The sequence below is a fragment of the Cedecea lapagei genome (genome assembly GCF_900635955.1).
GTDB classification, from domain to species: domain Bacteria; phylum Pseudomonadota; class Gammaproteobacteria; order Enterobacterales; family Enterobacteriaceae; genus Cedecea; species Cedecea lapagei.
Window position 1 is genome coordinate 2,572,104 of record NZ_LR134201.1, and the last position, 25,777, is coordinate 2,597,880.

Consider the following 25,777-nt stretch of genomic DNA (forward strand, 5'->3'; position numbering starts at 1 on the left):
CCTTAGTTCTTCCGGAACATTTTCAGCATGCGCTGAGTGACGGTGAAACCACCAAAAATATTGATACTGGCGATCAGTACCGCAATAAAACTCAGGAAGCTGACCCAGCCGCCGTGACCAATCTGCAGCAGCGCGCCAACGACAATGATCCCTGAGATGGCGTTTGTCACCGACATCAGCGGCGTATGCAGCGCATGGGAAACGTTCCAGACAACGTAGTAACCCACGACGCAGGCCAGAGCAAATACGGTGAAGTGACCGAGGAACTCCTTAGGCGCCACGCTCGCAAACCAGCCGAACAGAATAATCGCCAGCGCCATCAGGCCGTATTTAAACCATGGCGAGGTTGGTTTCTTCTCTACGACAGGCTCAGCGGCAGGTTTTGCCTTCGCCTGAGGCTGGGCGGAAACCTGAATAGGCGGCGCAGGCCAGGTCACTTCGCCTTCGCGGATAACCGTCACGCCGCGCACAACGACATCGTCAAAATCAACGATGATGTTGCCGTCTTTTTCTTTGCACAGCAGCTTGAGCAGGTTAACGAGGTTGGTGCCGTAAAGCTGGGAAGACTGGGTAGGCAGTCGGCCCGGCAGATCGGTATAGCCAATCACCTTCACGCCGTTTGGGGTGACGGTGACCTGATTCGCGACGGTATATTCGCAGTTGCCGCCGTTTTGCGCCGCGAGATCGACAATCACGCTGCCCGGCTGCATGGAGTCAACCATTTCACGGGTGATCAGCTTTGGTGCTGGTTTTCCCGGAATAAGGGCGGTGGTGACAATAATGTCGACCTCTTTCGCCTGAGCCGCAAACAGCGCCATTTCCGCTTTGATAAAGGCTTCTGACATCACCTTCGCGTAGCCATCCCCGCTGCCGGCCTCTTCTTTGAAGTCCAGCTCCAGGAATTCGGCGCCCATACTTTGCACCTGCTCTTTCACTTCCGGGCGGGTATCAAACGCACGAACAATTGCCCCCAGGCTGTTGGCCGCGCCGATGGCGGCAAGACCCGCAACGCCCGCACCGATGACCATCACTTTGGCAGGCGGAACTTTGCCTGCAGCCGTAATTTGCCCGGTAAAGAAACGGCCAAATTCATGCGCGGCTTCTACAATGGCGCGATAACCGGCGATGTTAGCCATCGAACTCAGCGCATCCAAAGACTGTGCACGTGAAATGCGTGGCACAGAATCCATCGCCATTACGGTGATATTTCGTGCAGCAAGCTTTTCAAGCAGTTCAGGATTTTGGGCTGGCCAGATAAAACTCACCAGCGTTGACCCTTCACGGGCGAGCTCAATTTCATTTTCCAGCGGCGCATTCACTTTAAGAATGATGTCCGACTGCCAGACATCTGCGCTATCGGTGATGCTTGCGCCAGCGCGTTCAAACGCTTCGTCGTCAAAACTTGCCAGTTTTCCCGCATCACTCTCAATGGCAACAGTGAATCCCAGTTTTATCAGCTGCTCTACCGTTTTCGGCGTGGCTGCCACGCGGGATTCATTGGTCAACCGCTCTCTTGGTACACCAATACGCATAGTATTCCCTTCCACCTGTTTTTGATGATGGTTTGCCAGACCTTGCCATGGCCGGGCGCAAGCATCCGCCCGCGCTCTGGCGGCAGATATCTGTTCCATTACCACTTCAACAAAAATACATCTGTAACAAACTTTTTATAACCTACTGAAAATAACGACCGTGATCCAGATCCGCATCCAGCTATTTGTATTTTTATTGCAAAAATTCAGTGTATGACCCGCCAGCCAGCTATTTTCATCTCTATTTACGCGGCAGGGCCTGATAATACGCTTAAGCGGAGCGGTAAGACATGATCCTGCGCCGCACCAAAACTCATTTTTAACAATGCATTAACTAAGTAAGTCATAAGTCTTATCAGTTTTAGCGGTTGAACGTCTCTTTTTTTAACTTAATAACGTTTGCCACTGTCGCCGATGAAAGGGAAGGCACAAGGGGTGAAAAATGGCGCAGACAAGGACGTTATTTCAAGCCATAATCGGCGACTAATCGATCTTTTTCAGACAACGCAGTACCAGAACGCATTTTGCGCAAGGCGAAGGATAATTTTTATGAATATCAAGAACACCCTTCTGGCGTCAGCTCTTATTTCCGTGACCTCGCTGTCCGCTCAGGCTGCGACTGAACTGACCCCAGATCAAGCCGCTGCTCTTAAGCCGTATGAGCGTATTACCGTAACCGGCCGCTTTAATGCCATCGGCGATGCTGTGGCTGCCGTTTCTCGCCGTGCTGACGCTATTGGCGCTGCGTCGTTCTATGTGCTGGACACCAGCGCTATGGGCGAAAGCGGTAACTCCCGCGTGGTGGCTGACGTCTATAAAAACGATGCCCCTAAAGCCGATGCGCCGAAAAATAGAGTCATAAATGGCGTGATGGAGCTGCCAAAGGAACAGGCTTTCAAGCTTGAGCCTTTCGATACGGTCACCGTTCAGGGTTTTTATCGCAGCCAGCCTGAGGTGAATGAGGCTATTACCAAAGCGGCACGAGACAAAGGCGCAGCTTCCTTCTTTATCGTTCGCCAGGTCGATACGAACCAGGGCGGCAACCAGCGCATTACGGCCTTTATCTATAAGGCCGACGCTAAACAGCGAGTGGTTCAGAGCCCGGATCTACTGCCAGCTAACTCGGAAGCCGGGAAGGCAGCACTGGCCGCCGGCGGCGAAGAAGCCAAGAAGGTGGAAATCCCTGGCGTTGCTTCTTCAGCGTCACCATCCAGCGATGTGGGTCGCTTCTTCGAAACCCAGTCCTCTAAAGGTGGCCGTTACACTGTCACTCTGCCGGATGGCACCAAAATCGAAGAGGTGAATAAGATCACCGCAGCCCAGATGGTACCGTTCGATAACATTCAGTTCACCGGTAACTACGGCAACATGACCGAAATCTCTTACCAGGTAGCGAAACGTGCAGCCCAGAAAGGGGCGAAGTTCTATCACATCACTCGTCAGTGGCAGGAGCGCGGTAACAACATCACCATTAGCGCTGACTTGTATAAATAAGATACACCCTTTCACTCAGGGCAGCGAAAGCTGCCTTTTTTTCGTCTTCAATTCATTTTATCGCACCGGGCGCATTGCAAGCAGTGTGCACACTCCGTAAAATCCCGCGCCTTAGCGTGATCCTCCATTTATATGCGTAAAAGCAAAATAATTATGCGGGATCCTTTCCGACCTCAACAGGATACCTATGGAAAAGAAACTTGGCCTCGCCGCGCTAACCGCGCTGGTATTAAGCTCCATGCTCGGGGCGGGTGTATTTAGCCTGCCGCAGAATATGGCCAGCGTCGCGAGTCCGGCAGCGCTACTGATCGGCTGGGCGATCACTGGCGTAGGTATTCTTTTGCTCGCGCTGGCGATGCTGGTCCTTACCAGACTTCGCCCGGATCTTGATGGCGGGATATTCACCTACGCTCGCGAAGGCTTTGGTGAACTTATCGGCTTTTTCTCTGCATGGGGTTACTGGCTTTGCGCCGTCATTGCCAACGTTTCTTACCTGGTGATTGTCTTCTCGGCCCTCAGTTTCTTTACCGATACGCCCGAGCTACGCCTGTTTGGAGACGGCAATACCTGGCAGTCTATCGTTGGTGCCTCCGTACTTTTATGGATGGTGCACTGGCTGGTACTACGGGGCGTGCAGACGGCGGCCAGCATTAACCTGGTCGCCACGCTCGCTAAGCTGCTGCCTTTGGGTATGTTTGTGGTTCTGGCAGCTATTGCCTTTAAGCTATCGACCTTTACTCTCGATTTTACCGGCATCAAGCTTGGCGTTCCCGTTTGGGAACAGGTGAAAAACACCATGCTTATCACCCTGTGGGTGTTTATTGGCGTGGAAGGCGCCGTTGTGGTGTCGGCCCGCGCGCGAAACAAAAAGGATGTGGGCAGAGCAACGCTGTTGGCGGTGGTAGCTGCATTGAGCGTATATCTGTTGGTTACGCTGCTTTCCCTTGGCGTAGTCGCTCGCCCCGAGCTTGCGGCCATGCGTAATCCGTCGATGGCTGGTCTGATGGTCGAGATGATGGGTCCCTGGGGCGAGGTTATTATCGCCGCCGGGCTGATTGTTTCGGTATGCGGTGCGTACCTGAGCTGGACCATTATGGCCGCTGAGGTACCGCTGCTGGCGGCAACCCATAAGGCCTTCCCGAAGATGTTCGCTCGCCAGAATAAAAACAATGCGCCGTCAGCCTCTCTCTGGCTAACCAATATTAGCGTGCAGGTCTGCCTGGTGCTTATCTGGCTCACAGGATCTGATTACAACACCCTGCTGACCATTGCTTCAGAAATGATTCTGGTGCCTTATTTCCTGGTGGGCGCCTATCTGCTCAAAATCGCCTCTCGTCCGCTGCACAAGGCGATTGGCATCGGCGCCTGTCTTTACGGCCTGTGGTTGCTTTACGCCTCAGGTCCGATGCATCTGCTGCTGTCGGTTGTACTGTATGCACCTGGATTATTAGTGTTTATTTATGCGCGCCGTACCCATACGCATGAAAAGTCGCTAAATTTAAAGGAAAGAACCATTATCTGCCTGATGCTGCTGGCAGCATTTCCGGCCACCTGGATGCTGGTGGGGTAATCAACACCCTCCCCGCCGCAATTCTGGATTAAGGGGAGCATTGCTATTAATCGTCCAATTCTTATTACCGGTGCCGGGCAGCGTATTGGCCTGGCGCTGGCCCAACATTTTCTGGCTAAATCACAGCCTTTACTGATCAGCTATCGCACGCGCCACCCTGCTGTCGAAATGCTTGAGCAGGCAGGTGCCGTCTGCATTCACGCCGATTTTTCAAGCAATGAAGGTATCCTTGAATTCGCCGAGCGGGTGAAATCGATCACGCCTTCACTTCGCGCCATCATTCACAATGCCAGCGAATGGAGGCCTGAAAGCCCAGATATGACCCTTAGCGACACGCTTCAGGCCATGATGCAGATCCATGTTGCAGCGCCTTACCTGCTTAACCATGAGCTTGAGACGCTGCTGCGTGGCCATGGGCAGGCGGGAAGCGATATCATCCACCTTACCGATTATGTCGCTGAGCGCGGCAGCGATAAGCATATTGCCTATGCCGCCAGCAAAGCTGCGCTTGAAAATATGACGCTTTCCTTCGCGCTGAAACTGGCACCGGAAGTAAAGGTCAACTCGATTGCTCCGGCGCTGATTATGTTTAACGACGGTGACGATGCCGACTATCGCCAGCGTTCGCTCAATAAATCGCTGATGAAAATCGCGCCGGGCGAACATGAAATCGTAAGTCTGGTCGAGTATCTTCTCTCGAGCCGCTACGTCACCGGAAGAAGCCATGCGGTAGACGGGGGGCGACACCTACGCTAACGCTGTTTCCCAACCATTAATGGTGTAATCTATTGCATCATTGTATGTTCAATTTTTGAAAGCCGACACGGCGGATTATGAGCAAAATAGTTTACGTGGAAGACGACCCGGAAGTGGGTGGCCTGATCGCCGCCTACCTGGGAAAACATGACATTGATGTTATTGTCGAAACCCGCGGCGATCGCGCCGAGGCGGTTATCCAGCAACAGCAGCCGGACCTGGTCCTGCTTGACATTATGCTGCCGGGAAAAGACGGGATGACGTTATGTCGCGATTTGCGCCCGCAGTGGGATGGCCCCATCGTTCTGTTGACCTCATTAGACAGCGATATGAATCACATTCTGTCGCTGGAGATGGGAGCCAATGACTATATTTTGAAAACGACGCCTCCTGCAGTCCTGCTGGCGCGACTTCGTCTTCATCTGCGTCAGCGCGTCTCAGCTCAACAAACCGCCGACACCACTGCCAGTAACCTCAAGCCGCATAAAGCAATCCGCTTTGGCACACTGTGTATCGACCCCCTCAACCGACAGGTAACGCTGGGAGCTGAAACCGTTGTGCTATCAACGGCAGATTTCGATTTGCTTTGGGAACTGGCAACGCATGCGGGCCAGATAATGGATCGTGATGCCCTGCTGAAGAACCTACGTGGGGTAACGTATGACGGGATGGATCGCAGCGTAGATGTCGCCATTTCTCGCTTGCGCAAAAAGCTGCTCGATAACGCAACGGAACCTTTCCGTATCAAAACGGTGCGTAATAAGGGCTATCTCTTTGCCCCACACGCGTGGGAAAGTGAAGCTTAAGGGCTGACAAGAATACAAATAAAAACCCGCTTCTGCGGGTTTTTGTCCGTTTACCGACTTAGTTTACAGCGGTTTTGATATCCAGATAGGTAAGCAAGTCTACAGTTCTGGTCTCTCTCGCTGAATCATTTAATGCAGCAAGCGTAAAGCCGTAGGCTTTATCACTCGCATCATAAACATTATAGGTGAACTCACGTGCACCATTTCTGGCAGCGCAGGTGATCTTCCACTGTCCGCTCTGCTCTTTGGCACTGGAACAGCGCTGAGGCCCATAACTATAAGAGAGATAAGACTCAAGCCTGTCCTGCGCGCCCGATACATAAGTAGGGACAGACGAGGTAAAGCCAGAGAGAAAGACCACACCCGCAGCCACCAGAAATATCGCGAAAACCGAACCCCATTTCTTTGTCATTTTAAAAAATCCCTGTGATTCAACACACAAAACAGACTTATCAGAAAGTAGCCTATTGCAAGGCTCGTTAATTTTAGCTAAGGAGGGATTTTATTCAAGAAAGTTCCCAATAATAAGCATTACTTAACAAAAAATTCATCGGCGCTCTGCGGTCGTAAGCTAAAGGTGTTTCGCTCCCCTGAAGGATCGAGTGATATTTAGGCGGGATTTTGGTATCTCAAAGCCACTGAGGTTGGCGCGCATTAGCTGGTGCATAGAAGATTCTTGTCGCCGGGCGCTTCGCCAGCGACGACGATAATGATACCCCACCTGAAGGTGGGGTATTGTTACGACGTAAATAAGTTATGGCTTAACGGAAACAAACCCGCGCTGGACTTCCTGGCCTTTGACTGCAATTTTCTTGTCGCCTGGGAAGGTCACCATGGCATCAACCGTTTTTACACTGTAGCCACTGGCCACGCCCTTACATTCCTTGCTGTTGTATTCATAGGCTCCGCTTACAGACCCTGCGCCGCCGCCATAGTTAGTCGTGCTGACCGGGCCGTACAGCACACTGATTTTTGCAAGCCTGCTGCACTCCGGCACCACAAACTGAGGATAGCCGCTTTCATAGTAAGCATAATATTCAGCAAACCCGATACCGGAAGGTTTAATGTTCCCAATGTGGTCAGCCAACGACCAGCTGCCAATGTGAACCCTTTGCGACGTCTGCTCATCCTCAACGTCTCCGCTCCAGGTGTGAGCATCGGTTTTCGTAATATGGATTTTATAGGTGTGTCCATACGTTGCCGGGAAAACGACGCCACAACTTACCCCGGCCCCACCGTCAGCACCGTCGCTGCAATTTTTGTCCGTTGATTTAGTCTTCGCTATAAATGAGGAGAAGACTGCCCGCAAATATTGTTTTCCATCCTTATCAGGCTGGGGCTGGAGACCCGTATAAGCCGTGTTTCCTTCCGTTCCAGGATTATCAAAATAAAACTGCTGAGCAAAATATGTCCCTTTCTGATGGAGCGTTTCGTCATTTACCTTAAACATGAACGTCAGATCTGTTAAAAGGCCATTACCAGGATGCTGGCCCAGAAACTTATCAATCTTCCAGTTGATGCCAACGTTACCCGCAGGCACATTTCCCTTACCCGTATCCGCCATCACTGACGCGCTGGACATGGCAACTGCGCTAGCTATTGTCAGAATGGTGGTACTCATTTTTATTTTCGACATTTGCATTCTCATGGGTTGTGTCCAGCCCTCAGTCTGAAGGCTTATTGATTATTTATGCTTCCTGCAGACCTCGGATAAATTCAGCCGGAGTCGAGCAAGTTAATGGGGAATTCGTTCCCCCGTGGCTGTATTCCCTACGCCACCTGTCGAGTTTATTCTGCGCATTTTCCGGTGACAAAAACCAGTAAATGTTCACGCATTCGACCCGCAGGCATGGTTCTTCAATCATCGTGCTCAGATAACATTCCTGAATCTGCGTCGGAGGGCTATAATGCCCCCATAGCGCCCACGAGGGTAAAGGCACTATGACTAACCTATTAATCTTACGGTAATATTTAATGAAAAAGCTGTTTGTACAGTTTTATCTCTTGCTGTTTGTCTGCTTTCTGGTGATGACCATGCTGGTTGGCCTGGTCTATAAATTCACCGCCGAGCGGGCTGGCCGCCAGTCGCTTGATGATTTAATGAAAAGCTCGCTTTACCTGATGCGCAGTGAGCTGCGCGAAATCCCTCCGCGCGACTGGAATAAAACCATTAATGACCTCGACCTGAATCTCTCTTTTAAGCTCAACATCGAGCCGATGAGCAAGTTTAAGCTCGACGATGTTGCCGCCCGCCACCTGCGGGAGGGCGAGATCGTGGCGCTGGATGAGGAATACACGTTTATCCAGCGTATTCCGCGCAGCCACTACGTGTTGGCCGTGGGCCCTATTCCCTACCTATTCTATCTGCACCAGATGCGGCTGCTGGATATCGGCCTGATTGCCTTTATCGCCATCTCACTCGCCTTCCCGGTCTTTATCTGGATGCGTCCGCACTGGCAGGACATGCTAAAACTGGAGAGCGCAGCTCAGCGCTTTGGTACCGGGCATCTTGATGAACACATTCATTTTGATAATGCCTCGAGCTTTGAACGGCTTGGCATCGCCTTCAACCAAATGGCCGATAACATCAATGCTCTGATAGCCAGCAAAAAGCAGCTGATCGACGGTATTGCACATGAACTTAGAACCCCGCTGGTTCGTCTACGCTACCGTCTGGAAATGAGCGATAACCTTAGTGAGGAAGAGTCTCACGCGCTTAACCGTGATATTGGTCAGCTGGAAGCCCTGATTGACGAGCTGCTTACCTACGCGCGTCTTGACCGCCCGCAGACAGAACTGCATCTCGCACACGTTAAATTTGCCAGCTGGATGGAAACCCACATTGCGGACGTGCAGCTTATTCACCGCCAGCGTCAGATTGCGCTTGAGACGGATACCGTCACCGCCATTGATTATGGTGCACTGGATCTCCGACTGATGGAGCGAGTCACCGACAACCTGATCAACAATGCCCTTCGCTACAGCCAGCAGCAGCTGCGTATTACCCTTTGGCGTGAAGGTGATATTGCCAGTCTGCAGGTTGAAGATGACGGACCGGGCATTCCTGAAGAGGAGCGTGCCCGCGTATTCGAGCCCTTTGTGCGCCTTGACCCAAGCCGGGATCGAGCAACCGGCGGCTGTGGCCTTGGTCTGGCGATTGTCCACTCCATCGCCGTTGCCATGGGTGGGCACGTCACCATTGATAGCAGCCCTCTGGGCGGCGCCAGCTTCCGTTTTTCGTGGCCGGTAAACACCACTTATCTCTCCTGAACACCAGGCCCGAATGCTTTGTCGGGCCTGCCTTTCCCTGCAGAAGACAAACGGTGCTATTGCTGAAGTGAGCACCTGTTGCTAAAGTTCATTAGTATGTTGTAACTAATGAGAGTCGTTATGCCACGCTACGATCTTATCGAACGCTTAACCTCCACCTGCCGCGAACTGGAACAGCAGCTGATTGTTTTACGTGAGCAGCTCGGGCAATTCAGACTGCTGAGCGGGCGAGTCTTTACCCTGCCAGCGATTGAAAAAAGCAAAGAGCACGATCCGCTTTCTTCGATCGAGGTGACCCAGCGAGTGGGCCAGGAAGCGCATCTGGCTGCCGTCGCCCACTTTACGCACCTGTTTATCCGGCAGCAGTCGGAAAAAACCAGCACCAAGGCCGCCGTACGCCTGCCGGGCGCGCTCTGTTATTCGGTTACTGAAGCTCAAAACCTGCAAACCAGGGCGCTTCTGGAACGCATCAACCAGCTGAAGCAGACGCTGGAGAACATTATCAGCGTTGAGTCTGAGCTGCCCTCTGCCCAGCGTTTTGAATGGGTACACCGCCATATCCCCGGCCTGCTTACCCTGAACGCCTATCGGGCCATTACTCTACTTGAAAAGCCCGACACCGTTCGCTTTGGCTGGGCCAATAAGCAGATAGTCAAAAACCTTAGCCGCCAGCAGGTGCTGGAGATGCTTGAGAAAAGCCTTAATGCGGGCCGCGCGGTGCCGCCGTGGACGAAAGAACAGTGGGCCGGACGAGTAGCGGAGGAAATTGAGGAAGTGCAAAGGCTGCCGGAAAACGCACGACTGAAAATCAAACGCCCGGTCAAGGTCCAGCCTGTTGCCCGCGTCTGGTATCAGGCGCAGCAAAAACAGGTGCAGTACGCCTGCCCTTCTCCACTGATTGTCTTATGCAATCAGGATAGCGGTGAAACACCGCCCGATCTCGGGGAGCTGCTGAATTATGATGCGGATAATATTCGCCATCGCTACAAACCGGAAGCGCAGCCGCTGAGAGTGATTATCCCGCGGCTGCATCTTTATTGTGAAACGTAACCCTTACGGCTTCATGCTGCCGACCATATCTTCAGGGCGAACCCAGGCGTCGAACTCCTCTTCGGTCAGGTAACCGAGCTTCAGCGCCGAGGCCTTGAGGGTCAGCCCCTCTTTATGCGCTTTTTTGGCAATTTCCGCCGCTTTGTCGTAGCCGATATGGGTGTTGAGCGCGGTCACCAGCATCAGTGACTCATTCAGCAGCTGGCTGATGCGCTCGCGATTAGGCTCGATGCCCACCGCGCAGTGCTCGTTGAAGCTTTCCATCCCGTCGGCCAGCAGGCGAACGGACTGCAGGAAGTTATGGATAACCATCGGGCGATAAACGTTCAGCTCGAAGTTACCGGACGCGCCGCCGATATTCACCGCGACGTCGTTCCCCAGCACCTGGCAGCACAGCATGGTGACGGCTTCGCACTGGGTCGGATTCACTTTCCCCGGCATGATGGAGCTGCCCGGTTCGTTCTCAGGGATCGACAGCTCGCCAATGCCGCAGCGTGGGCCGGAAGCCAGCCAGCGCACGTCGTTTGCGATCTTCATCATCGAAGAGGCCAGCCCTTTCAGGGCGCCGTGAGCGTGGACCAGCGCATCGCAGGTGGCCAGCGCCTCAAACTTGTTGGGCGCCGTGACAAAAGGCTGCTTCGTGAAGTCAGCCAGCTCTTTTGCCACACGCACCGCGTATTCAGGGTGCGTATTCAGCCCGGTCCCCACCGCCGTACCGCCCAGCGCCAGCTCAGCCAGGTGCGGCAGGCTATGGTCGATATGCTTCAGGTTATGCTCAAGCATCGCCACCCAGCCGGAGATCTCCTGGCCAAGCGTCAGCGGCGTGGCGTCCTGCAGGTGGGTACGGCCAATTTTGACGATATCTTTAAAGGCGTCGGCTTTTTTCGCCAGCGTTTGTCTAAGCAGGTTGAGCTGCGGCAGCAGGTGCTCGCGCACCGCGATAATGGCCGCCACGTGCATGGCGGTCGGGAAAACGTCGTTCGAACTCTGACTTTTGTTAACATCGTCGTTCGGGTGCACCAGTCGCTCCATACCGCGCACGCCACCCAGAATTTCGCTGGCCCGGTTCGCCAGCACCTCATTCATGTTCATGTTGCTTTGGGTGCCGGAGCCTGTCTGCCAGATAGCGAGCGGGAATTCACCGGGATGCTTTCCCGCCAGCACTTCATCGGCGGCGGCGATAATAGCCGTGCCGCGATCTGCGGGCAGCAGGCCGAGGTCTACGTTGACCTTCGCCGCCGCACGCTTGGTGAGCGCCAGCGCCCGAATCAGCTCGGTCGGCATTTTCTCGGTAGAGATGCGGAAGTGCTCAAGTGAACGCTGAGTCTGCGCACCCCACAGTTTATCTGCCGGTACGTCGATCGGGCCCATTGAGTCTTTTTCACTGCGACTGGATGTCATGCCTTTCTCCTTTGCGATAAAAAAAGCCGCCGTTTATTGAGCGGCGGCTTGAGTATTACTTAACGCATCGAGAGCACTGTGAGGCCTGAATTTTCTGGAAGAAATCATTGCCTTTGTCATCCACCAGGATGAAGGCCGGGAAGTCTTCCACTTCAATCTTCCAGATGGCTTCCATACCCAGTTCAGGGTACTCCACACACTCCAGGCTCTTGATGCTGTTTTGCGCCAGCACCGCCGCCGGCCCCCCAATACTGCCGAGGTAGAAGCCGCCGTGTTTGTGACAGGCGTCCGTTACCTGCTGGCTGCGGTTGCCCTTTGCCAGCATGATCATGCTGCCGCCGTTGGCCTGCAGCTGATCCACGTAGGAGTCCATACGGCCCGCGGTTGTCGGCCCTAATGAGCCGGATGCGTAACCGTCCGGCGTTTTGGCCGGACCTGCGTAATAAATTGGGTGGTCTTTCACGTACTGCGGCAGATCTTCGCCGTTATCGAGACGTTCTTTCAGTTTAGCGTGAGCTATGTCACGCGCCACAATAATGGTGCCGGTTAACGACAGACGGGTGGAGACCGGGAAGTCTGACAGCTGGGCGAGGATCTCTTTCATCGGGCGATTCAGGTTAACCTTCACGGCCTCACCTTCACCCGCCTGACGCAGCTCCTCCGGAATGTATTTACCCGGGTTGTGTTCCAGCTTCTCAAGCCAGATGCCGTCTTTGTTGATTTTTGCTTTGATATTGCGGTCGGCGGAGCAGGAAACGCCCATCCCGACCGGGCAGGATGCGCCGTGGCGCGGCAGGCGAACCACGCGAATATCGTGCGCGAAGTATTTACCGCCGAACTGGGCGCCCAGGCCAAGATTCTGCGCCTCTTTCAGCAGCTCTTCTTCAAGCTGCACGTCGCGGAACGCCTGACCGTATTCGTTGCCTTCGGTCGGCAGGCCGTCATAGTACTTGGTTGACGCCAGCTTCACGGTTTTCAGCGTCGCTTCGGCAGAGGTGCCACCGATAACAAACGCCACGTGATACGGCGGGCAGGCCGCGGTGCCGAGGGTGCGCATTTTCTCCACCAGATAATCCTTCAGCTTCGCCGGAGTGATCAGCGCTTTGGTTTCCTGGTAGAGATAGGTTTTGTTGGCCGAGCCGCCGCCTTTGGCGATGCACAGGAACTTATATTCATCCCCGTCCACGCTGTAGAGGTCGATCTGCGCCGGCAGGTTGGTGCCGGTGTTCACCTCTTTGTACATATCCAGCGCCGCGTTCTGGGAATAGCGCAGGTTATCTTCAATGAAGGTGTTATAGACGCCACGTGACAGCGCTTCTTCATCGCCGCCGCCGGTCCAGACGCGCTGGCCTTTTTTACCCATGATGATGGCGGTACCGGTGTCCTGGCAGGTCGGCAGAATGCCTTTCGCGGCGATGTCGGAGTTACGCAGGAACTGCAGCGCGACGTATTTGTCGTTTTCGCTGGCTTCCGGATCGCTGAGGATGTCCGCCACCTGCTGCTGATGCGCCGGGCGCAACATAAACGAAGCATCGTGGAAGGCATGCTGAGCGAGCAGCGTCAGGGCCTGAGGATCAACTTTGAGGATTTGCTGGCCGTCAAACTCGGCGACGGAAACATAGTCGGAGCTCAGGAGGTAATATTCGGTCGGGTCTTTCTGGAGCGGGAAAGGCTCCTGGTAATGGAAGGGTTTATTCGACATATTTTTCTCACTTGCGACAACAGTAACGTTAATTTTTATATTTCAGCGCAGGATCTTACGCTGCGTTCCAAAAACAAGTCATAACATGCTACACAATTTTTTAACAGAAACTGAGACTAATACGACTTTTTGTTGCCCTGGTTACTTCGCGGCGGATAATTGGTTTAATAACTGAAACTTCGATTCAATGATGACAGGGACCTGAAATGCAAAAATTGATCAATGCGGTACAAAATTATGCCTGGGGCAGCAAAACGGCGCTAACGGAACTCTACGGCATCGCCAACCCACAGCATAAACCGATGGCGGAGCTGTGGATGGGCGCTCACCCAAAGAGTAGCTCAAAAGTGCTGGACGCTAACGGACAACAGCACGCATTGCGCGATGTGATTGACGCAGACCAGACCGCGCTGCTGGGGCAAGCCGTTGCCAGTCGATTTGGCGAGCTGCCTTTCCTGTTTAAAGTTCTCTGCGCCGCCCAGCCGCTCTCCATTCAGGTTCACCCTAATAAAAAAGCTTCTGAAATCGGCTTTGCCAAAGAAAACGCCGCCGGCATTCCCCTCGATGCCGCAGAGCGCAACTATAAAGATCCTAACCATAAGCCCGAGCTGGTGTTTGCCCTTACGCCGTTCCTGGCGATGAACGCGTTCCGCGAATTCTCTGACATAGTCTCGCTCCTGCAGCCGGTGTCCGGCGCTCATCCTCTGATTGCTCATTTCCTTCAGCAGCCCGGAGCCGAAAGCCTGGCGCAGCTGTTTGCCGGCCTGCTGAATATGCAGGGAGAAGAAAAATCGCTGGCGCTTGGCGTGCTGAAAGCTGCCCTGAACAGCCAGCAGGGCGAACCCTGGGAAACCATTCGCGCGATCTCCGAATTCTACCCGGACGACAGCGGCCTCTTCTCCCCGCTGCTGCTGAACGTGGTGAAGCTCGAACCCGGCGAAGCGATGTTCCTGTTCGCCGAGACGCCACATGCCTACCTCAACGGCGTGGCCCTGGAAGTGATGGCTAACTCGGACAACGTGCTGCGTGCCGGGTTAACGCCAAAGTACATCGATATTCCTGAACTGGTAGCTAACGTTAAATTTGAGCCAAAACCAGCGAACCAGCTGCTGACGCAGCCGAATAAAAACGGCAGCGAGCTGGATTTCCCGATCCCTGTTGATGACTTTGCCTTCTCGCTGCATGACCTTGGCACGCAGGAAGCAACGCTTGCCCAGCAAAGTGCAGCCATTGTGTTCTGCGTAGAAGGTGAAGCTGTGTTAACCAAAGATGCTCAGCGTCTGGTGTTGAAGCCGGGCGAGTCCGCCTTTATTAGCGCTGCCGAGTCCCCGATTGCCGTCAGCGGCGTAGGCCGGGTCGCGCGAGTGTTTAATAAACTTTAACTTACTGATCTTTTTAGCGCGTATTGCTAAGCTAATAAGCACGTTGACGAAAACGCCTGTTATCAGGCGTTTTTCTTTCGCCCGGTGGGGGACGGCTACCGGCTTCTAAACATGGATAATGACACGATGAAAAAATCTCTGGTTGCGGTTGGGGTAATTGTTGCGCTGGGCGTGGTGTGGACCGGCGGAGCCTGGTTTACCGGTAAACAGCTTGAAGGCCGCATGGCCGAAATGATCGATAACGCCAATGCGGAGATCAAAAATTCAGCACCGGAATCAGGCCTGGTTCTCAGCTACCAGAACTACAAGCGTGGCCTGTTCCACAGCACCGTGCAGCTGGTTGTTAAGCAGGCCGCCGGCACCAAAAACGCCATTCTTACGCCTGAGCAAAGCGTTTTATTTAACGAAACCATCGATCACGGTCCCTTCCCGTTCGCCCAGCTGAAGAAATTCAATCCGATCCCGAGCATGGCGTCGATCCACACTGAACTGGTCAATAACGACGCGACCAAACAGCTCTTTGTACTGACCAAAGATAAGCCGCTTATCAACGTGGAAACCCGCGTAGGCTACGGCGGAGCAACGTCATCAGACATCGTGCTGGCAGCCATTGATGCCAACGAAGGCGAAAACAAACTCAGCTTTAGCGGCGGCAAGTTTACCGCCGACGTCGACGGCGCTGGCAATGAAATTTCCCTTTCCGGGGAAGCCGATAGCGGGCTGATCAACACCGTTAACGAATACGGCCAGCGCGTACAATTTTCCTTCAACGGCATTAAAACCGACGGCGACAGCAAGCGCAGTCTTTTCGACCAGCGCGTTGGCTCGCAAAAAGCGACCGTTGATAAACTCTCGATGGTGGTCGACGGTAAAGAGATTGCCGTCGTGGAAGGTTTCAACCTGAACGCAAAATCTGACGTTCAGGACGATAAAAAGCACTTTACCGGGCAGTTCGACTACAGCCTGGACGCGCTGAAAGTGCAGAACCAGAACATGGGCAGCGGCAAGCTGACGCTTAAGTTTGGCAATATTGATGCCGCCGCGCTGCGCGAGTTTTCGCAAAAATATAACGCGGGCGTGCAGCAGCTGATGGCCGACCCGGCTCTGCAGCAAAATCCTGAACTCTACCAGCAAAAATCCATTGAGCTGATTAGCGCCAACCTGCCGCTGCTGCTTAAGGGCGACCCAACCATCACCGTCGCGCCGCTTAGCTGGAAGAACGCCAAGGGCGAGTCAAACTTAAACCTTTCACTGTTCCTGAAGGATCCGCAGGGCGTCACCGGCCCGGCCAGGACGCCGGAAGAGCAGCTTGATCGCTATGTGAAATCACTCGATGCGAAGCTGGTTATTCCGATGCCGATGGCAACGGAGATGATGTCTCAGGTTGCACAGCTTGAGGGCTATAACGCGGAAGAGTCACAGAAGCTTGCCAGCCAGCAGATCAAAGGCCTGGCCGCTATGGGCCAGATGTTCCGCATCACCAAAGTGGACGGCGATAACATCACCACCAGCCTGCAGTACGGCAGCGGCAAAGCCGCTCTTAACGGCGAGCAGATGCCGCTGGGCGATCTGTTCAGCATGTTCGCGCTGCCGGCAGGAATGGGGGGACCCGCGCTGCAGGACAACGACAGCGATGCCGTTCCTCAGCCAGGGGACGAAGCGCCTGGAGATGATTCTTCTCCGGACGCCGAACCAGCTCCTCAGCAGTAAGCCTGACAAAAACCCCGCCTGCAGGCGGGGTTTTTAGCTTCTGGCGGGCATGATTAACTCATGCTGCTCCTGAAAGGTTAGTTTTTAATGGTGATTAAACGTGCGGGCATAATCTGATTGCTGAAGACAATGTCGCTTTCCTGGATACGCTGAAGAATACGCTGCGCCGCACTGCGGCCAATCTCCCTGGCGGGGGTTGTCACCCAGGTCATCGGCACATCGTCCAGATCCTCTTCGGTGACCTCGGCAAAGGCCGCCAGCGCAATATGCCTGTCGTAATAGCTGTCGACGCTGCCGCCGCCCATCTGCCAGCCCGCCCGCGTCAGGCCGAACCACGCCCCCATCGCTACGGTGCTGTTGTGGCAGACAACCGCGCTGAGGGTCGGGAAATTATGCAGCAGCTCGGTTATCGCGTCAGCCGCCTGCTTCTGGCTCGGTTCGCATTCAAGGATCCAGTCGCTGTGAAACGGCAGCCCATGCTGCATCAGCGTCGCACAAAAGCCGCCCAACCGCTCGGCGCGAGTCAGAGAGGAGCTGCGCCCGCCCAGCCACGCAATGCGCTGATGGCCGCGCTTAATCAGATGCTCGGTCACCATTTGCGCAGCCTGCATATTATCCGGCCGGATAATATCAACCTCATCCAGATAGCTCGCCCGCGAAGCAAAGACCAGCGGCAGTTTATTCTGCGCCGCCATTTCGCGTAGGTCGGCACCCTGTCCCGCCGCACCGGCAATAATAATGCCGTCAACGCCCTGGGCCACCAGCGTGTCAAAACAGCGCTGCATATGCTGCCCTTTGCTGCCGCTTTGGGTCAGAAACAGCAGCTGCCCCTGCTGCTCCAGCGCTTCCGTCAGCCCGGCGGTGAGTTCGGCGTAAAAAGGATTACACAGGTCCCTGACGATCAGGCCAATCACCCCGCTCTGCCCGCCGCGCAGCGAGGCCGCCTGACGATTACGCACGAAGCCTAACTTTTCGATAGCCTCATTCACCCGCTGACCGGTCGCGGCGGAGATCCTGCCCTTACCGCTGAGCACCAGCGATACCGTGGTCACCGATACGCCTGCGGCCTCGGCAACCTCGTTAATAGTGATTCTTTTGGTCAGCGTCGACATCGTCAGGTCAGATCCTCCGTGAATCGATAAATATAAAGATAAAACGTTTTACTAATGCTGGCATATTGAACGGCATTATGCGCGGTAATTCTGCGATCGCCCTCACGATAAACTTAGGTAAAACGTTTTATCATCGCCAAACTTCAGTTACTCAACATCTCATATTAACCGGGTTAAGGAGTCGTGATGGCGGCTAATACACCACAAAAAAAATCGCTGTGGGAATTTTTTCAAAACCTTGGCAAAACCTTTATGTTGCCGGTGGCGCTGCTCTCTTTCTGCGGCATTATGCTGGGCATCGGCAGTTCGCTGAGCAGCCATGATGTCATCACGGAGATCCCGTGGCTGGGTAACCCTGTATTGCAGCTGCTCTTCACCTGGATGAGCAAAATGGGCTCGTTCGCCTTCAGCTTCCTGCCGGTGATGTTCTGTATTGCTATTCCGCTTGGCCTGGCGCGTGAAAACAAAGGCGTTGCGGCTTTTGCCGGCTTCGTCGGCTATATGGTGATGAACCTGGCGGTTAACTTCTGGCTCACCGCCAAAGGCATTTTGCCAACCACTGACGCCGTGATTCTGAAGGCCAACAACATTCAAAGCGTGCTGGGCGTTCAGTCCATTGATACCGGTATTCTCGGGGCGGTCATTGCCGGGATCATCGTTTACCTGCTGCATGAGCGTTTCCACAACATTCGCCTGCCGGATGCGCTGGCATTCTTCGGCGGCACCCGTTTTGTGCCGATTATTACTACCGTAGTGATGGGCCTTGTCGGGCTGGTTATTCCGCTAATCTGGCCAATCTTTGCCGCCGGGATCAACGCTCTGGGTTATATGATCCACAGCGCTGGCGTATTTGGACCGATGATCTTCGGCACCGGCGAACGTCTGCTGCTGCCGTTTGGCCTGCAGCACATTCTGGTCGCCCTGATTCGCTTTACCGAAGCCGGCGGCACCATGGACGTCTGCGGCCATACAGTAAGCGGCGCGCTGACCATCTTCCAGGCCCAGTTAAGTTGCCCGACCACGCACGGCTTCTCTGAAAGCGCTACACAGTTCCTCTCTCAGGGTAAAATGCCGGCATTCCTTGGCGGCCTGCCTGGCGCCGCACTGGCAATGTACCACTGCGCACGCCCTGAGAACCGTCATAAAATTAAAGGGCTGCTGATCTCCGGTGTGATTGCCTGCGTTGTCGGCGGCACCACCGAGCCCATCGAGTTCCTGTTCCTGTTCGTCGCCCCGGTTCTGTATCTCATTCACGCGGTGCTGACGGGGATCGGCTTCACCATGATGTCGGTGCTGGGCGTTACCATCGGTAACACCGACGGCAACATTATCGACTTCTTCGTCTTTGGCGTGCTGCACGGCCTGTCGACCAAATGGTATATGGTGCCGGTCGTGGCGGCAGTCTGGTTTGCGGGTTACTACGCCATCTTCCGTTTCGCCATTACCCGCTTCAATATCAAAACCCCAGGTCGCGATATTGAAACCACCACGGCGGAAAAACCGATTATCGGCCAGCCCGGCAAGTCCGGCTATAATGTTCCGGCAATTCTGGCCGCCCTGGGCGGCAGCGATAACATTACCACGCTGGATAACTGCATCACCCGCCTGCGTCTTTCGGTAAAAGATATGTCGCTGGTAGATACCGCAGCCCTTAAGGCTAACCGCGCTATCGGCGTCGTGCAGCTCAACGAGCACAACCTCCAGGTCGTTATTGGGCCGCAGGTTCAGTCGGTAAAAGATGAGATGGTCGGCCTGATGCGAACCGTCGAGGCTTAATTCACCAAAGAGCGCTTCGGCGCTCTCTTTGCTGTGAGGCTTTATGTTTGATTTTTCTGTTCCGGTAGACCGCCATGGCACCTGGTGCACCCAGTGGGATTATGTGGCCGATCGCTTTGGTTCAGCCGACCTGCTGCCCTTCACCATCTCCGATATGGACTTCCCTACCGCCCCCTGCATCCTTGAAGCCCTGCAAAAACGACTGGCCCACGGGGTACTGGGCTACAGCCGCTGGAAGAACGAGGAGTTCCTCGGCGCCATCGCCCACTGGTACAGGCAGCGTTTCGCATGCTCCATTGACCCGGAAAGCGTGGTCTATGGCCCTTCCGTGATTTATATGGTTTCGCAGCTTATTCGACAGTGGTCACAGCCGGGCGAGAGCGTGCTTATTCACACGCCGGCCTACGATGCCTTCTATAAAGCGATAGAAGGCAATCAGCGTCAGGTTTTAAGCGCTCCGCTGCAAAAAACGGCGACCGGCTGGCAGTGTGATATGACAGAGCTGGAGGCGCTGCTTGCCCGCCCGGAATGCAAAATTATGCTGCTGTGCAGCCCGCATAACCCAACCGGAAAGGTCTGGACCCGCGCAGAGCTTGAGCTTATGGCTGAACTCTGCGAGCGCCACGACGTGCGGGTGATTAGCGATGAGATCCACATGGACATGGTCTGGGGTGAAAATCGCCATATTCCCTGGTGCGAGATCGGCAGCGGTCGCTGGGCGCTGTTCACCTCTGGCTCGAAAAGCTTCAACATCCCTGCGCTTACCGGCGCTTACGGGCTGATCGATGATGAAGAGGATCGCCAGCACTACCTTAGCGTGCTCAAAGGGCAGGATGGGCTCTCTTCTCCTGCTGTTTTGGCTATCGTCGCCCACATCGCCGCCTACCGCGAAGGCGAATCCTGGCTCGATGCGCTGCGAGACTACCTGACAAGCAACCTGCAGTTCGTGGCCGACAGGCTGAACCAGGCTTTCCCGGAGCTTAACTGGCAGCCACCGCAGTCCACCTACCTGGCCTGGATCGATTTACGCCCGCTTGGGCTGGACGATCGTGCGCTGCAGAAAGTGCTTATTGAGCAGCAGAAAGTCGCCATCATGCCGGGCTACACCTACGGCGTGGAGGGTAACGGTTTTATTCGCCTGAACGCCGGATGTCCGCGCGTCAAACTTGAAGCCGGCGTTGATCGGCTGCTCAATGGGATCCAATCCCTGCGGTAGACATAAAGGGGAGATGCTCCCCTTTTTCCTCTGGCGGCGTTCATCTCGCCGTCATCTTTCCGACACTCAACCGCCATACTATCTTCACCCGTTCCCCTTAAGCTCTTGTCGATTAAAAACAGGAGCTAATCATGCACGTTTTTTCCGGTGAAATTCCCTTCGGTCACGTTGTTCACTCCTTTTCCGTAGCAGCCAATACCCCGGCGATCAGCCTGACGGGCACCACGCTGCGCACCGGGCATCTGTATTGTTACATGTACGACAGCCGACGGCAGCTGCGGGCCTCGGTGATGCTGCAAAAACCGGAGAAAATACTGACAGTTTGCCCTGAATGGGCTTCAGTTGGCGCGCTGCCCGGTGAACTCCCGGCGGGAGAGTGGCAGCTGCATATCTATAACGTCATCGGCGAAAGCCGTTCGCCGCAGCCGATGAGCTACCGGCTAAACATCAGCTTTGAGGTACTCGCCGCCCCTGTCGATTTTGCCAGGCTGGACGTGCTGCGGCCCGACCATCAAATTAATTTTGACTACCAGCGCACCCTTAGCGATCGGCCGGGTTGGTATCGCGGCGATCTACACGGGCATACCACCCTTTCTGACGGCAATAACACGCTGCCGGAGGCGCTGGACATCATGGCGGAACAGGGGCTGGATTTCTTTTTCCTGACAGAACACAACCTTTCCCACGCCTGCTTTCCACGTCACGACAGCGTGCTGCTGTTACCCGGCATCGAAGTCACCGCCGATAAAGGCCACCTGAACGTTCATGGCCCAGCCGCCACGCTGAATATGTACCACGCCGACTACAGCAGCCGAGGACTCCTCGCTCAAGGCATTGCGCTCAAGCGCCCGGAAAGCGTGCTGAGCGTGAACCATGCCATGCTGCATCCATGGAGCTGGCTATATGACGACATGCCGCTGGCGGAGATTGACGTGCTGGAAGTGCTCAACGATCCGACCTGGAAAAATGCCTCTGTCGCCAATGAGCAGGTCGTTGAGATATTCAGTGCGCTGTGGAACGCCGGGCATCGTATCTACGCCGTCGGCGGCAGCGATTGCCATATGCAGCCTCATGAGCGCTACCCGCAGGCAACTGAGCCCTCAATATATGGCGATCCGAGCACTTATGTTTACGCTTCGGCGCTCAGCGGGGAAGCCATTCTTGCGGCCATTAAAAAGGGACATTGTTATTTTGAGCGACGCTGTGGTCTGAACTTTAGCCTGAATGACGGCGCGTTGCTGCCAGGTGATGCCGCCGATGGACAGCAGATTGTCCTGACCGTTGCGGTAAAAGACCCCGAACAGCGCTACACGCTTCAGGTGGTATCGGATGCGGGCATCCTGGCAGAGCACGCCCTTGAGACTACGCCGCAGAATATACGCTGCGATATGACACAGCATGCCTGGGTTCGCTGGGATATCCGCCGCAGCAACGGCACGTTAGAAGGGATGATCAACCCGGTGTATTGCGCGCAGCATCGGCTGTTTCAGTCGCCCGCGGGCGCTACCTGGGGAGAGGTCACCGGTCAGCTGGCGTTTCCCCGTAGCGCCGAAGAGGGATGATTTTCTGCGCTTTCGTAGGGAAAGTTCACGGTTTTGTAAAATTTTGAAATTATTTAAACTGAATATTTAGTCATTCTGCTTTGCATAAAACCGCTAAAAGCGACGAAAATGCTCGTTCATCATAGTCATAGAAAACAGACCCGGTGACGCCCCTGCCTCCCGGGTCTTTTTGTTGTTCAGAGAGAGACCAGCATGAGTTTATCTTCCGGCCACGCCTCGCAGCAGGCGATCCCTCCCGGCTCCGGTGCATTATTCTTCATCCAGATGTTCGCGACCCTCGGCTTCGCGGTTCTGTACTCCACCCTGGTCCTGTACGTGACGAAACGCCTCGGCTTCAGCGATGGCCAGGCCGATGCCATGATGGGTATCTTCGGCGCATTTAACTACGGGCTACACCTTTTCGGCGGCTGCCTCGGCGGGCGCTATCTCAGTAACCGCAACCTGTTTGTTCTGGGTATGCTTCTGCAGGTAGCAGGCTGTTACCTGATTGCCGAAGCAGGGCTGACCGGCCTGTGGTGGGGGCTGGCGATGTTCCTGAGCGGCAGCGGGCTGAACGTCACCTGTCTGAACATGATGCTGACCCAGCGCTTTGCGCCTGATGACGATCGCCGTGAAGCCGCGTTCCTGTGGAACTACGCCGGGATGAACCTGGGCTTCTTTATCGGCTTTACCGTTGCGGGCTACTACCAGTTGACCGAAAGCTACCGGGCGCTGTTCCTGTTTGCCACCCTCGGCAACGTAGCCGCGGTGATCATCACCCTGCTTCGCTGGCCAGTGCTGGCCGACATCAGTACTCCACTACAGCACGTCAAAGGAAAAGGTTTCTACCTGCGCATGGCATTTGGCCTGCTGATCCTCGTCCTGCTGGTGCCGGTACTGCGCCTGCTGCTGGGCCACCCTGAATTCAGCAGCAGCTTTGTACTGGTGCTGGGCGCGCTGGTATTCCTTATGCTGTGCGTCATGACGGCCCGCCACTCCCGCCAACAAGAGCGCCGCCGCATGGTGGCCTACCTGCTGCTGGCGGCTGGTTCGCTGGTCTTCTGGTCACTCTATCAGCTGGCGCCGATGGGGTTGACCCTGTTTGCCGAACATAACGTGACCCTGAACGCCTTTGGCTGGCAGGTGTCTCCCCAGTGGCTGCAAAACATCAACACCATCGTTATTGTGATCGGCGGTCCGCTGATGGCCTGGCTGTTCAAACGCCTTCGCGATCGCGGCGTGCGTATTGATATTCCGGCGCAGTTTGCCTCTTCACTGTTCTGTATGGGGCTTGGCATGCTGGTGCTGCCGCTGGGTATTTCCATGGCGGGCGCGGACGGTATGGTTGCGCTGAAGTGGATTGTTATCAGCTACATTCTGCAAAGCATCGGTGAACTGCTGATTTCTCCGGTGGGCTACTCAATGATCGGCAAACTGGCACCGGCCAATCTCCAGGGGCTGATGATGGGATGCTGGATGATGGTAACCGGCGTTGCTTCGGTACTGGCGGGGTATGTTTCTGGCCGTATGCCGCAGAACAGCGGCACCACACCAGCCTTGACCGATCCTGGCTACAGCACGGTCTTTAACCAGCTTGGTTGGGGTTCAGTCGCTACCGGCGTGATTTTGCTGCTGCTCATTCCACAGCTGCGTCGTTTGATCGATGAGAAACGTGCGGTCAAGGCCTGAGTGACAGAGCGCGGGGGTAGATGCCGAGGTTTATCACCCCCTGCTCAATGAAGATGAAACGGCCGAAAGGCCGTTTCATTGTTTAAAGGCAGTCTCCAGCTTATTCGACCCTTGCCCTGGCCAGACGCACATTGCTACGCACGCCCCACAGCCCTGCCAGAGCACTGACCACTGCGCCGATTAACAGGGCAAAAAACGACCACAGCGCCGCACGAGCGATAGCATCCGCGGCAGCGGCAGCCTGTTCACGGGCCTTCTGCTTCAGCTCAGCATATTCCTGTTTGGCCTGGTTGATTTTGACCTCTGCCTCGTTCAGCCGCTGATTCACCAGCTCCGCCGTTCTCTTTTTCGCTTCAATCACGTTCGCCGCCGTTTTATCGACCTCTTCCGGCGTCAGGGTGGTGTTTTCGCTCAGCGCCTTTTTCAGGGCAGCTTCATCAACATCCTGGCCAACGGCCTGAACTCGCTGTTTCAGGTTTGCAACGAGTTTCTGCACGATGGCATCGCTCTCCTGAGGCTGGGTCGCAAAGGCCTTAGCCGCCTCGCTCAGGTCATTTTTCGCCCCTTCAAGCTGCTGCTGCATAAACTCTGGTTGCAGAGACGGGATACCGCTTTTTTTCAACGCATCGGCAACGTTGGCGGGCAGATCCTCAGATTTCAGACTGGTATCAATATTCAGTTTATCAAACACCTTGCCCCCAACATCCGCTAGTCCAGATGCGCCTTTACCGATGGCTGAGCCGGTGGCCGATATCACGCTGCCAGAAGCGGAGACAACCGCGCCAAGTGCATTTCCCGTTGCCTTGATCGCCGTTCCTGCCAGGAGCCCACCGAGCACCGCAGCAACAATCAGGGAAGTGGCCCATACCAGGAATCCGTGGATAACACCATCGATGGCCGCAAGCCGCCCGGCGATATAAGCGCCAACGGCCAGGCTCAGTATGATGGAGAGCGCCGACCAGATTGCGACCGTCGTTGCGGCGCCGTTCACCGGATCGTCCGAAACAGGATCGACAATAGAAAAGCCCAGGCTGGTGCCAAGCGTTGACAGTAACAGGGAGATGGCTAACACGGTAATTACCCCACCGATAATGCTTCCCCACGATATTTTCCTGGCGATAATGATGTTATTTTCCATTTCCATGCTCGGTCCTTATCTTCAATGTTGTTTGACATATTTGGCCTTCGCCATTAATCATCAGCGAGGGGTATACCCTCACTGATGAATTCGATATATCTGCAGGCCGGATGATGCATTATCTAAATAATTACCCTGAACCCTAAATATCCTGCATGCGACCTGTTCCTCCGCACGCCTGACGCTTCACATCCTTTTCATCTGGCAGGTAAATTTATTTAGTAGCGGCTTAACTATAGTTTAATATTGCAGAAAGCGGCGAATTGAAGAGAAAAAAATGCCAACCCCCTCGATCAGAAAGAGAATTAACTAAGGCAGTTAATGAGTTAAGATGAAATAATTACCGGGGTTAAATACTATTAATATCGACCCGCGATACGATTCCCGCAAATATCCCTATAAAAGAAGGACTCTAAGGCAAGGATATATTCCTGAAAGTTTCATTGTTGATTGGGAAATATCGACCGCAAGCCGGGGTTATCAGAGTCGTTCGGCACTAAAGTGTCCCTGGAAATATTCTGTGAGGTATACGGGCAGGCCCGGAGGCTGTGAACTCGAGCCGCGCGCCAAAACGGTTCATCCTCTCTGTTTGCGACAAGTGATGTTATCGCCTTGCTGACCTATGTTAGAAT

At 54.6% G+C, this 25,777-nt stretch carries 19 protein-coding genes; 12 read left to right on the forward strand and 7 right to left on the reverse strand.

The features are described 5' to 3' along the window. Positions 1 to 2 precede the first annotated feature (2 nt). Positions 3 to 1,532 (reverse strand): Re/Si-specific NAD(P)(+) transhydrogenase subunit alpha, encoded by a 1,530-nt coding sequence (pntA, locus tag EL098_RS12400; protein WP_126358437.1) that lies wholly within the window; start codon positions 1,530 to 1,532, stop codon positions 3 to 5. Positions 1,533 to 2,081: 549 nt separating this feature from the next. On the opposite strand from pntA, the gene ydgH reads away from it, so the two are divergent. The 4 genes from ydgH to rstA all read left to right on the forward strand — a co-directional run bounded on the left by ydgH (position 2,082) and on the right by rstA (position 6,158). Next, positions 2,082 to 3,026, forward strand: a complete 945-nt coding sequence (gene ydgH / locus EL098_RS12405; protein ID WP_126356488.1) for a DUF1471 family protein YdgH — start codon at positions 2,082 to 2,084, stop codon at positions 3,024 to 3,026. A 187-nt stretch (positions 3,027 to 3,213) separates the two neighbouring features. Further along, complete coding sequence (locus tag EL098_RS12410; protein WP_126356489.1) at positions 3,214 to 4,596, forward strand: amino acid permease; 1,383 nt, start codon at positions 3,214 to 3,216, stop codon at positions 4,594 to 4,596. 39 nt (positions 4,597 to 4,635) lie between these two features. After that, positions 4,636 to 5,352: a dihydromonapterin reductase gene (folM, locus tag EL098_RS12415; protein WP_126356490.1), complete on the forward strand. Its 717-nt coding sequence runs from the start codon at positions 4,636 to 4,638 to the stop codon at positions 5,350 to 5,352. A gap of 77 nt (positions 5,353 to 5,429) precedes the next feature. Continuing rightward, complete coding sequence (gene rstA, locus EL098_RS12420; RefSeq protein ID WP_126356491.1) at positions 5,430 to 6,158, forward strand: two-component system response regulator RstA; 729 nt, start codon at positions 5,430 to 5,432, stop codon at positions 6,156 to 6,158. A gap of 58 nt (positions 6,159 to 6,216) precedes the next feature. Here the strand turns inward: rstA and EL098_RS12425 are convergent, their stop codons facing one another. Both EL098_RS12425 and EL098_RS12430 read right to left on the reverse strand, forming a co-directional pair. After that, complete coding sequence (locus EL098_RS12425) at positions 6,217 to 6,570, reverse strand: hypothetical protein (protein WP_126356492.1); 354 nt, start codon at positions 6,568 to 6,570, stop codon at positions 6,217 to 6,219. Positions 6,571 to 6,912: 342 nt separating this feature from the next. Continuing rightward, positions 6,913 to 7,794, reverse strand: coding sequence for a hypothetical protein (locus EL098_RS12430; RefSeq protein ID WP_126356493.1), 882 nt, complete (start codon positions 7,792 to 7,794; stop codon positions 6,913 to 6,915). Between the two features lie 338 nt (positions 7,795 to 8,132). Between EL098_RS12430 and rstB the strand changes: the two genes are divergently transcribed. Beyond that, complete coding sequence (rstB, locus tag EL098_RS12435) at positions 8,133 to 9,428, forward strand: two-component system sensor histidine kinase RstB (protein WP_126356494.1); 1,296 nt, start codon at positions 8,133 to 8,135, stop codon at positions 9,426 to 9,428. Between the two features lie 120 nt (positions 9,429 to 9,548). Beyond that, entirely contained in the window at positions 9,549 to 10,478 is a 930-nt protein-coding gene (tus, locus tag EL098_RS12440) for a DNA replication terminus site-binding protein (protein WP_126356495.1), read from the forward strand. Between the two features lie 3 nt (positions 10,479 to 10,481). Here the strand turns inward: tus and fumC are convergent, their stop codons facing one another. Both fumC and fumA read right to left on the reverse strand, forming a co-directional pair. Beyond that, complete coding sequence (gene fumC, locus EL098_RS12445) at positions 10,482 to 11,879, reverse strand: class II fumarate hydratase (RefSeq protein ID WP_126356496.1); 1,398 nt, start codon at positions 11,877 to 11,879, stop codon at positions 10,482 to 10,484. A gap of 55 nt (positions 11,880 to 11,934) precedes the next feature. Then, positions 11,935 to 13,581, reverse strand: a complete 1,647-nt coding sequence (gene fumA, locus EL098_RS12450) for a class I fumarate hydratase FumA (protein ID WP_008456390.1) — start codon at positions 13,579 to 13,581, stop codon at positions 11,935 to 11,937. Between the two features lie 206 nt (positions 13,582 to 13,787). Between fumA and manA the strand changes: the two genes are divergently transcribed. Both manA and EL098_RS12460 read left to right on the forward strand, forming a co-directional pair. Next, entirely contained in the window at positions 13,788 to 14,963 is a 1,176-nt protein-coding gene (gene manA / locus EL098_RS12455) for a mannose-6-phosphate isomerase (protein ID WP_126356497.1), read from the forward strand. Between the two features lie 126 nt (positions 14,964 to 15,089). Beyond that, on the forward strand, positions 15,090 to 16,673 hold the full coding sequence (locus EL098_RS12460) for a YdgA family protein (protein WP_126356498.1): 1,584 nt from the start codon (positions 15,090 to 15,092) through the stop codon (positions 16,671 to 16,673). A gap of 77 nt (positions 16,674 to 16,750) precedes the next feature. On the opposite strand, the gene EL098_RS12465 is transcribed toward EL098_RS12460, so the two are convergent. Further along, a complete protein-coding gene (locus EL098_RS12465; protein WP_126356499.1) occupies positions 16,751 to 17,785 on the reverse strand; it encodes a Mal regulon transcriptional regulator MalI in 1,035 nt (344 codons plus the stop codon). Positions 17,786 to 17,971: 186 nt separating this feature from the next. Between EL098_RS12465 and malX the strand changes: the two genes are divergently transcribed. The 4 genes from malX to EL098_RS12485 all read left to right on the forward strand — a co-directional run bounded on the left by malX (position 17,972) and on the right by EL098_RS12485 (position 24,007). After that, on the forward strand, positions 17,972 to 19,561 hold the full coding sequence (malX, locus tag EL098_RS12470) for a maltose/glucose-specific PTS transporter subunit IIBC (protein WP_126356500.1): 1,590 nt from the start codon (positions 17,972 to 17,974) through the stop codon (positions 19,559 to 19,561). A gap of 43 nt (positions 19,562 to 19,604) precedes the next feature. Continuing rightward, positions 19,605 to 20,777 (forward strand): MalY/PatB family protein, encoded by a 1,173-nt coding sequence (locus tag EL098_RS12475; RefSeq protein ID WP_126356501.1) that lies wholly within the window; start codon positions 19,605 to 19,607, stop codon positions 20,775 to 20,777. Positions 20,778 to 20,908: 131 nt separating this feature from the next. Then, on the forward strand, positions 20,909 to 22,339 hold the full coding sequence (locus EL098_RS12480) for a CehA/McbA family metallohydrolase (protein ID WP_126356502.1): 1,431 nt from the start codon (positions 20,909 to 20,911) through the stop codon (positions 22,337 to 22,339). Between the two features lie 192 nt (positions 22,340 to 22,531). Further along, the gene (locus tag EL098_RS12485) at positions 22,532 to 24,007 is read left to right on the forward strand and encodes a peptide MFS transporter (RefSeq protein ID WP_126356503.1); all 1,476 of its coding nucleotides are present in this window, start codon (positions 22,532 to 22,534) and stop codon (positions 24,005 to 24,007) included. Between the two features lie 100 nt (positions 24,008 to 24,107). Here the strand turns inward: EL098_RS12485 and EL098_RS12490 are convergent, their stop codons facing one another. Then, complete coding sequence (locus tag EL098_RS12490; RefSeq protein WP_126356504.1) at positions 24,108 to 25,151, reverse strand: CAP-Gly protein; 1,044 nt, start codon at positions 25,149 to 25,151, stop codon at positions 24,108 to 24,110. Positions 25,152 to 25,777: the final 626 nt, after the last annotated feature.

Bases quoted from the DNA above. Each gene is read 5' to 3' on its own strand.
- pntA (WP_126358437.1), bottom strand. From the start codon at position 1,532: ATGCGTATTGGTGTACCAAGAGAGCGGTTGACCAATGAATCCCGCGTG.
- ydgH (WP_126356488.1), top strand. From the start codon at position 2,082: ATGAATATCAAGAACACCCTTCTGGCGTCAGCTCTTATTTCCGTGACC.
- EL098_RS12410 (WP_126356489.1), top strand. From the start codon at position 3,214: ATGGAAAAGAAACTTGGCCTCGCCGCGCTAACCGCGCTGGTATTAAGC.
- rstA (WP_126356491.1), top strand. From the start codon at position 5,430: ATGAGCAAAATAGTTTACGTGGAAGACGACCCGGAAGTGGGTGGCCTG.
- EL098_RS12425 (WP_126356492.1), bottom strand. From the start codon at position 6,570: ATGACAAAGAAATGGGGTTCGGTTTTCGCGATATTTCTGGTGGCTGCG.
- EL098_RS12430 (WP_126356493.1), bottom strand. From the start codon at position 7,794: ATGTCGAAAATAAAAATGAGTACCACCATTCTGACAATAGCTAGCGCA.
- rstB (WP_126356494.1), top strand. From the start codon at position 8,133: ATGAAAAAGCTGTTTGTACAGTTTTATCTCTTGCTGTTTGTCTGCTTT.
- tus (WP_126356495.1), top strand. From the start codon at position 9,549: ATGCCACGCTACGATCTTATCGAACGCTTAACCTCCACCTGCCGCGAA.
- fumC (WP_126356496.1), bottom strand. From the start codon at position 11,879: ATGACATCCAGTCGCAGTGAAAAAGACTCAATGGGCCCGATCGACGTA.
- fumA (WP_008456390.1), bottom strand. From the start codon at position 13,581: ATGTCGAATAAACCCTTCCATTACCAGGAGCCTTTCCCGCTCCAGAAA.
- manA (WP_126356497.1), top strand. From the start codon at position 13,788: ATGCAAAAATTGATCAATGCGGTACAAAATTATGCCTGGGGCAGCAAA.
- EL098_RS12460 (WP_126356498.1), top strand. From the start codon at position 15,090: ATGAAAAAATCTCTGGTTGCGGTTGGGGTAATTGTTGCGCTGGGCGTG.
- EL098_RS12465 (WP_126356499.1), bottom strand. From the start codon at position 17,785: ATGTCGACGCTGACCAAAAGAATCACTATTAACGAGGTTGCCGAGGCC.
- malX (WP_126356500.1), top strand. From the start codon at position 17,972: ATGGCGGCTAATACACCACAAAAAAAATCGCTGTGGGAATTTTTTCAA.
- EL098_RS12475 (WP_126356501.1), top strand. From the start codon at position 19,605: ATGTTTGATTTTTCTGTTCCGGTAGACCGCCATGGCACCTGGTGCACC.
- EL098_RS12480 (WP_126356502.1), top strand. From the start codon at position 20,909: ATGCACGTTTTTTCCGGTGAAATTCCCTTCGGTCACGTTGTTCACTCC.
- EL098_RS12485 (WP_126356503.1), top strand. From the start codon at position 22,532: ATGAGTTTATCTTCCGGCCACGCCTCGCAGCAGGCGATCCCTCCCGGC.
- EL098_RS12490 (WP_126356504.1), bottom strand. From the start codon at position 25,151: ATGGAAATGGAAAATAACATCATTATCGCCAGGAAAATATCGTGGGGA.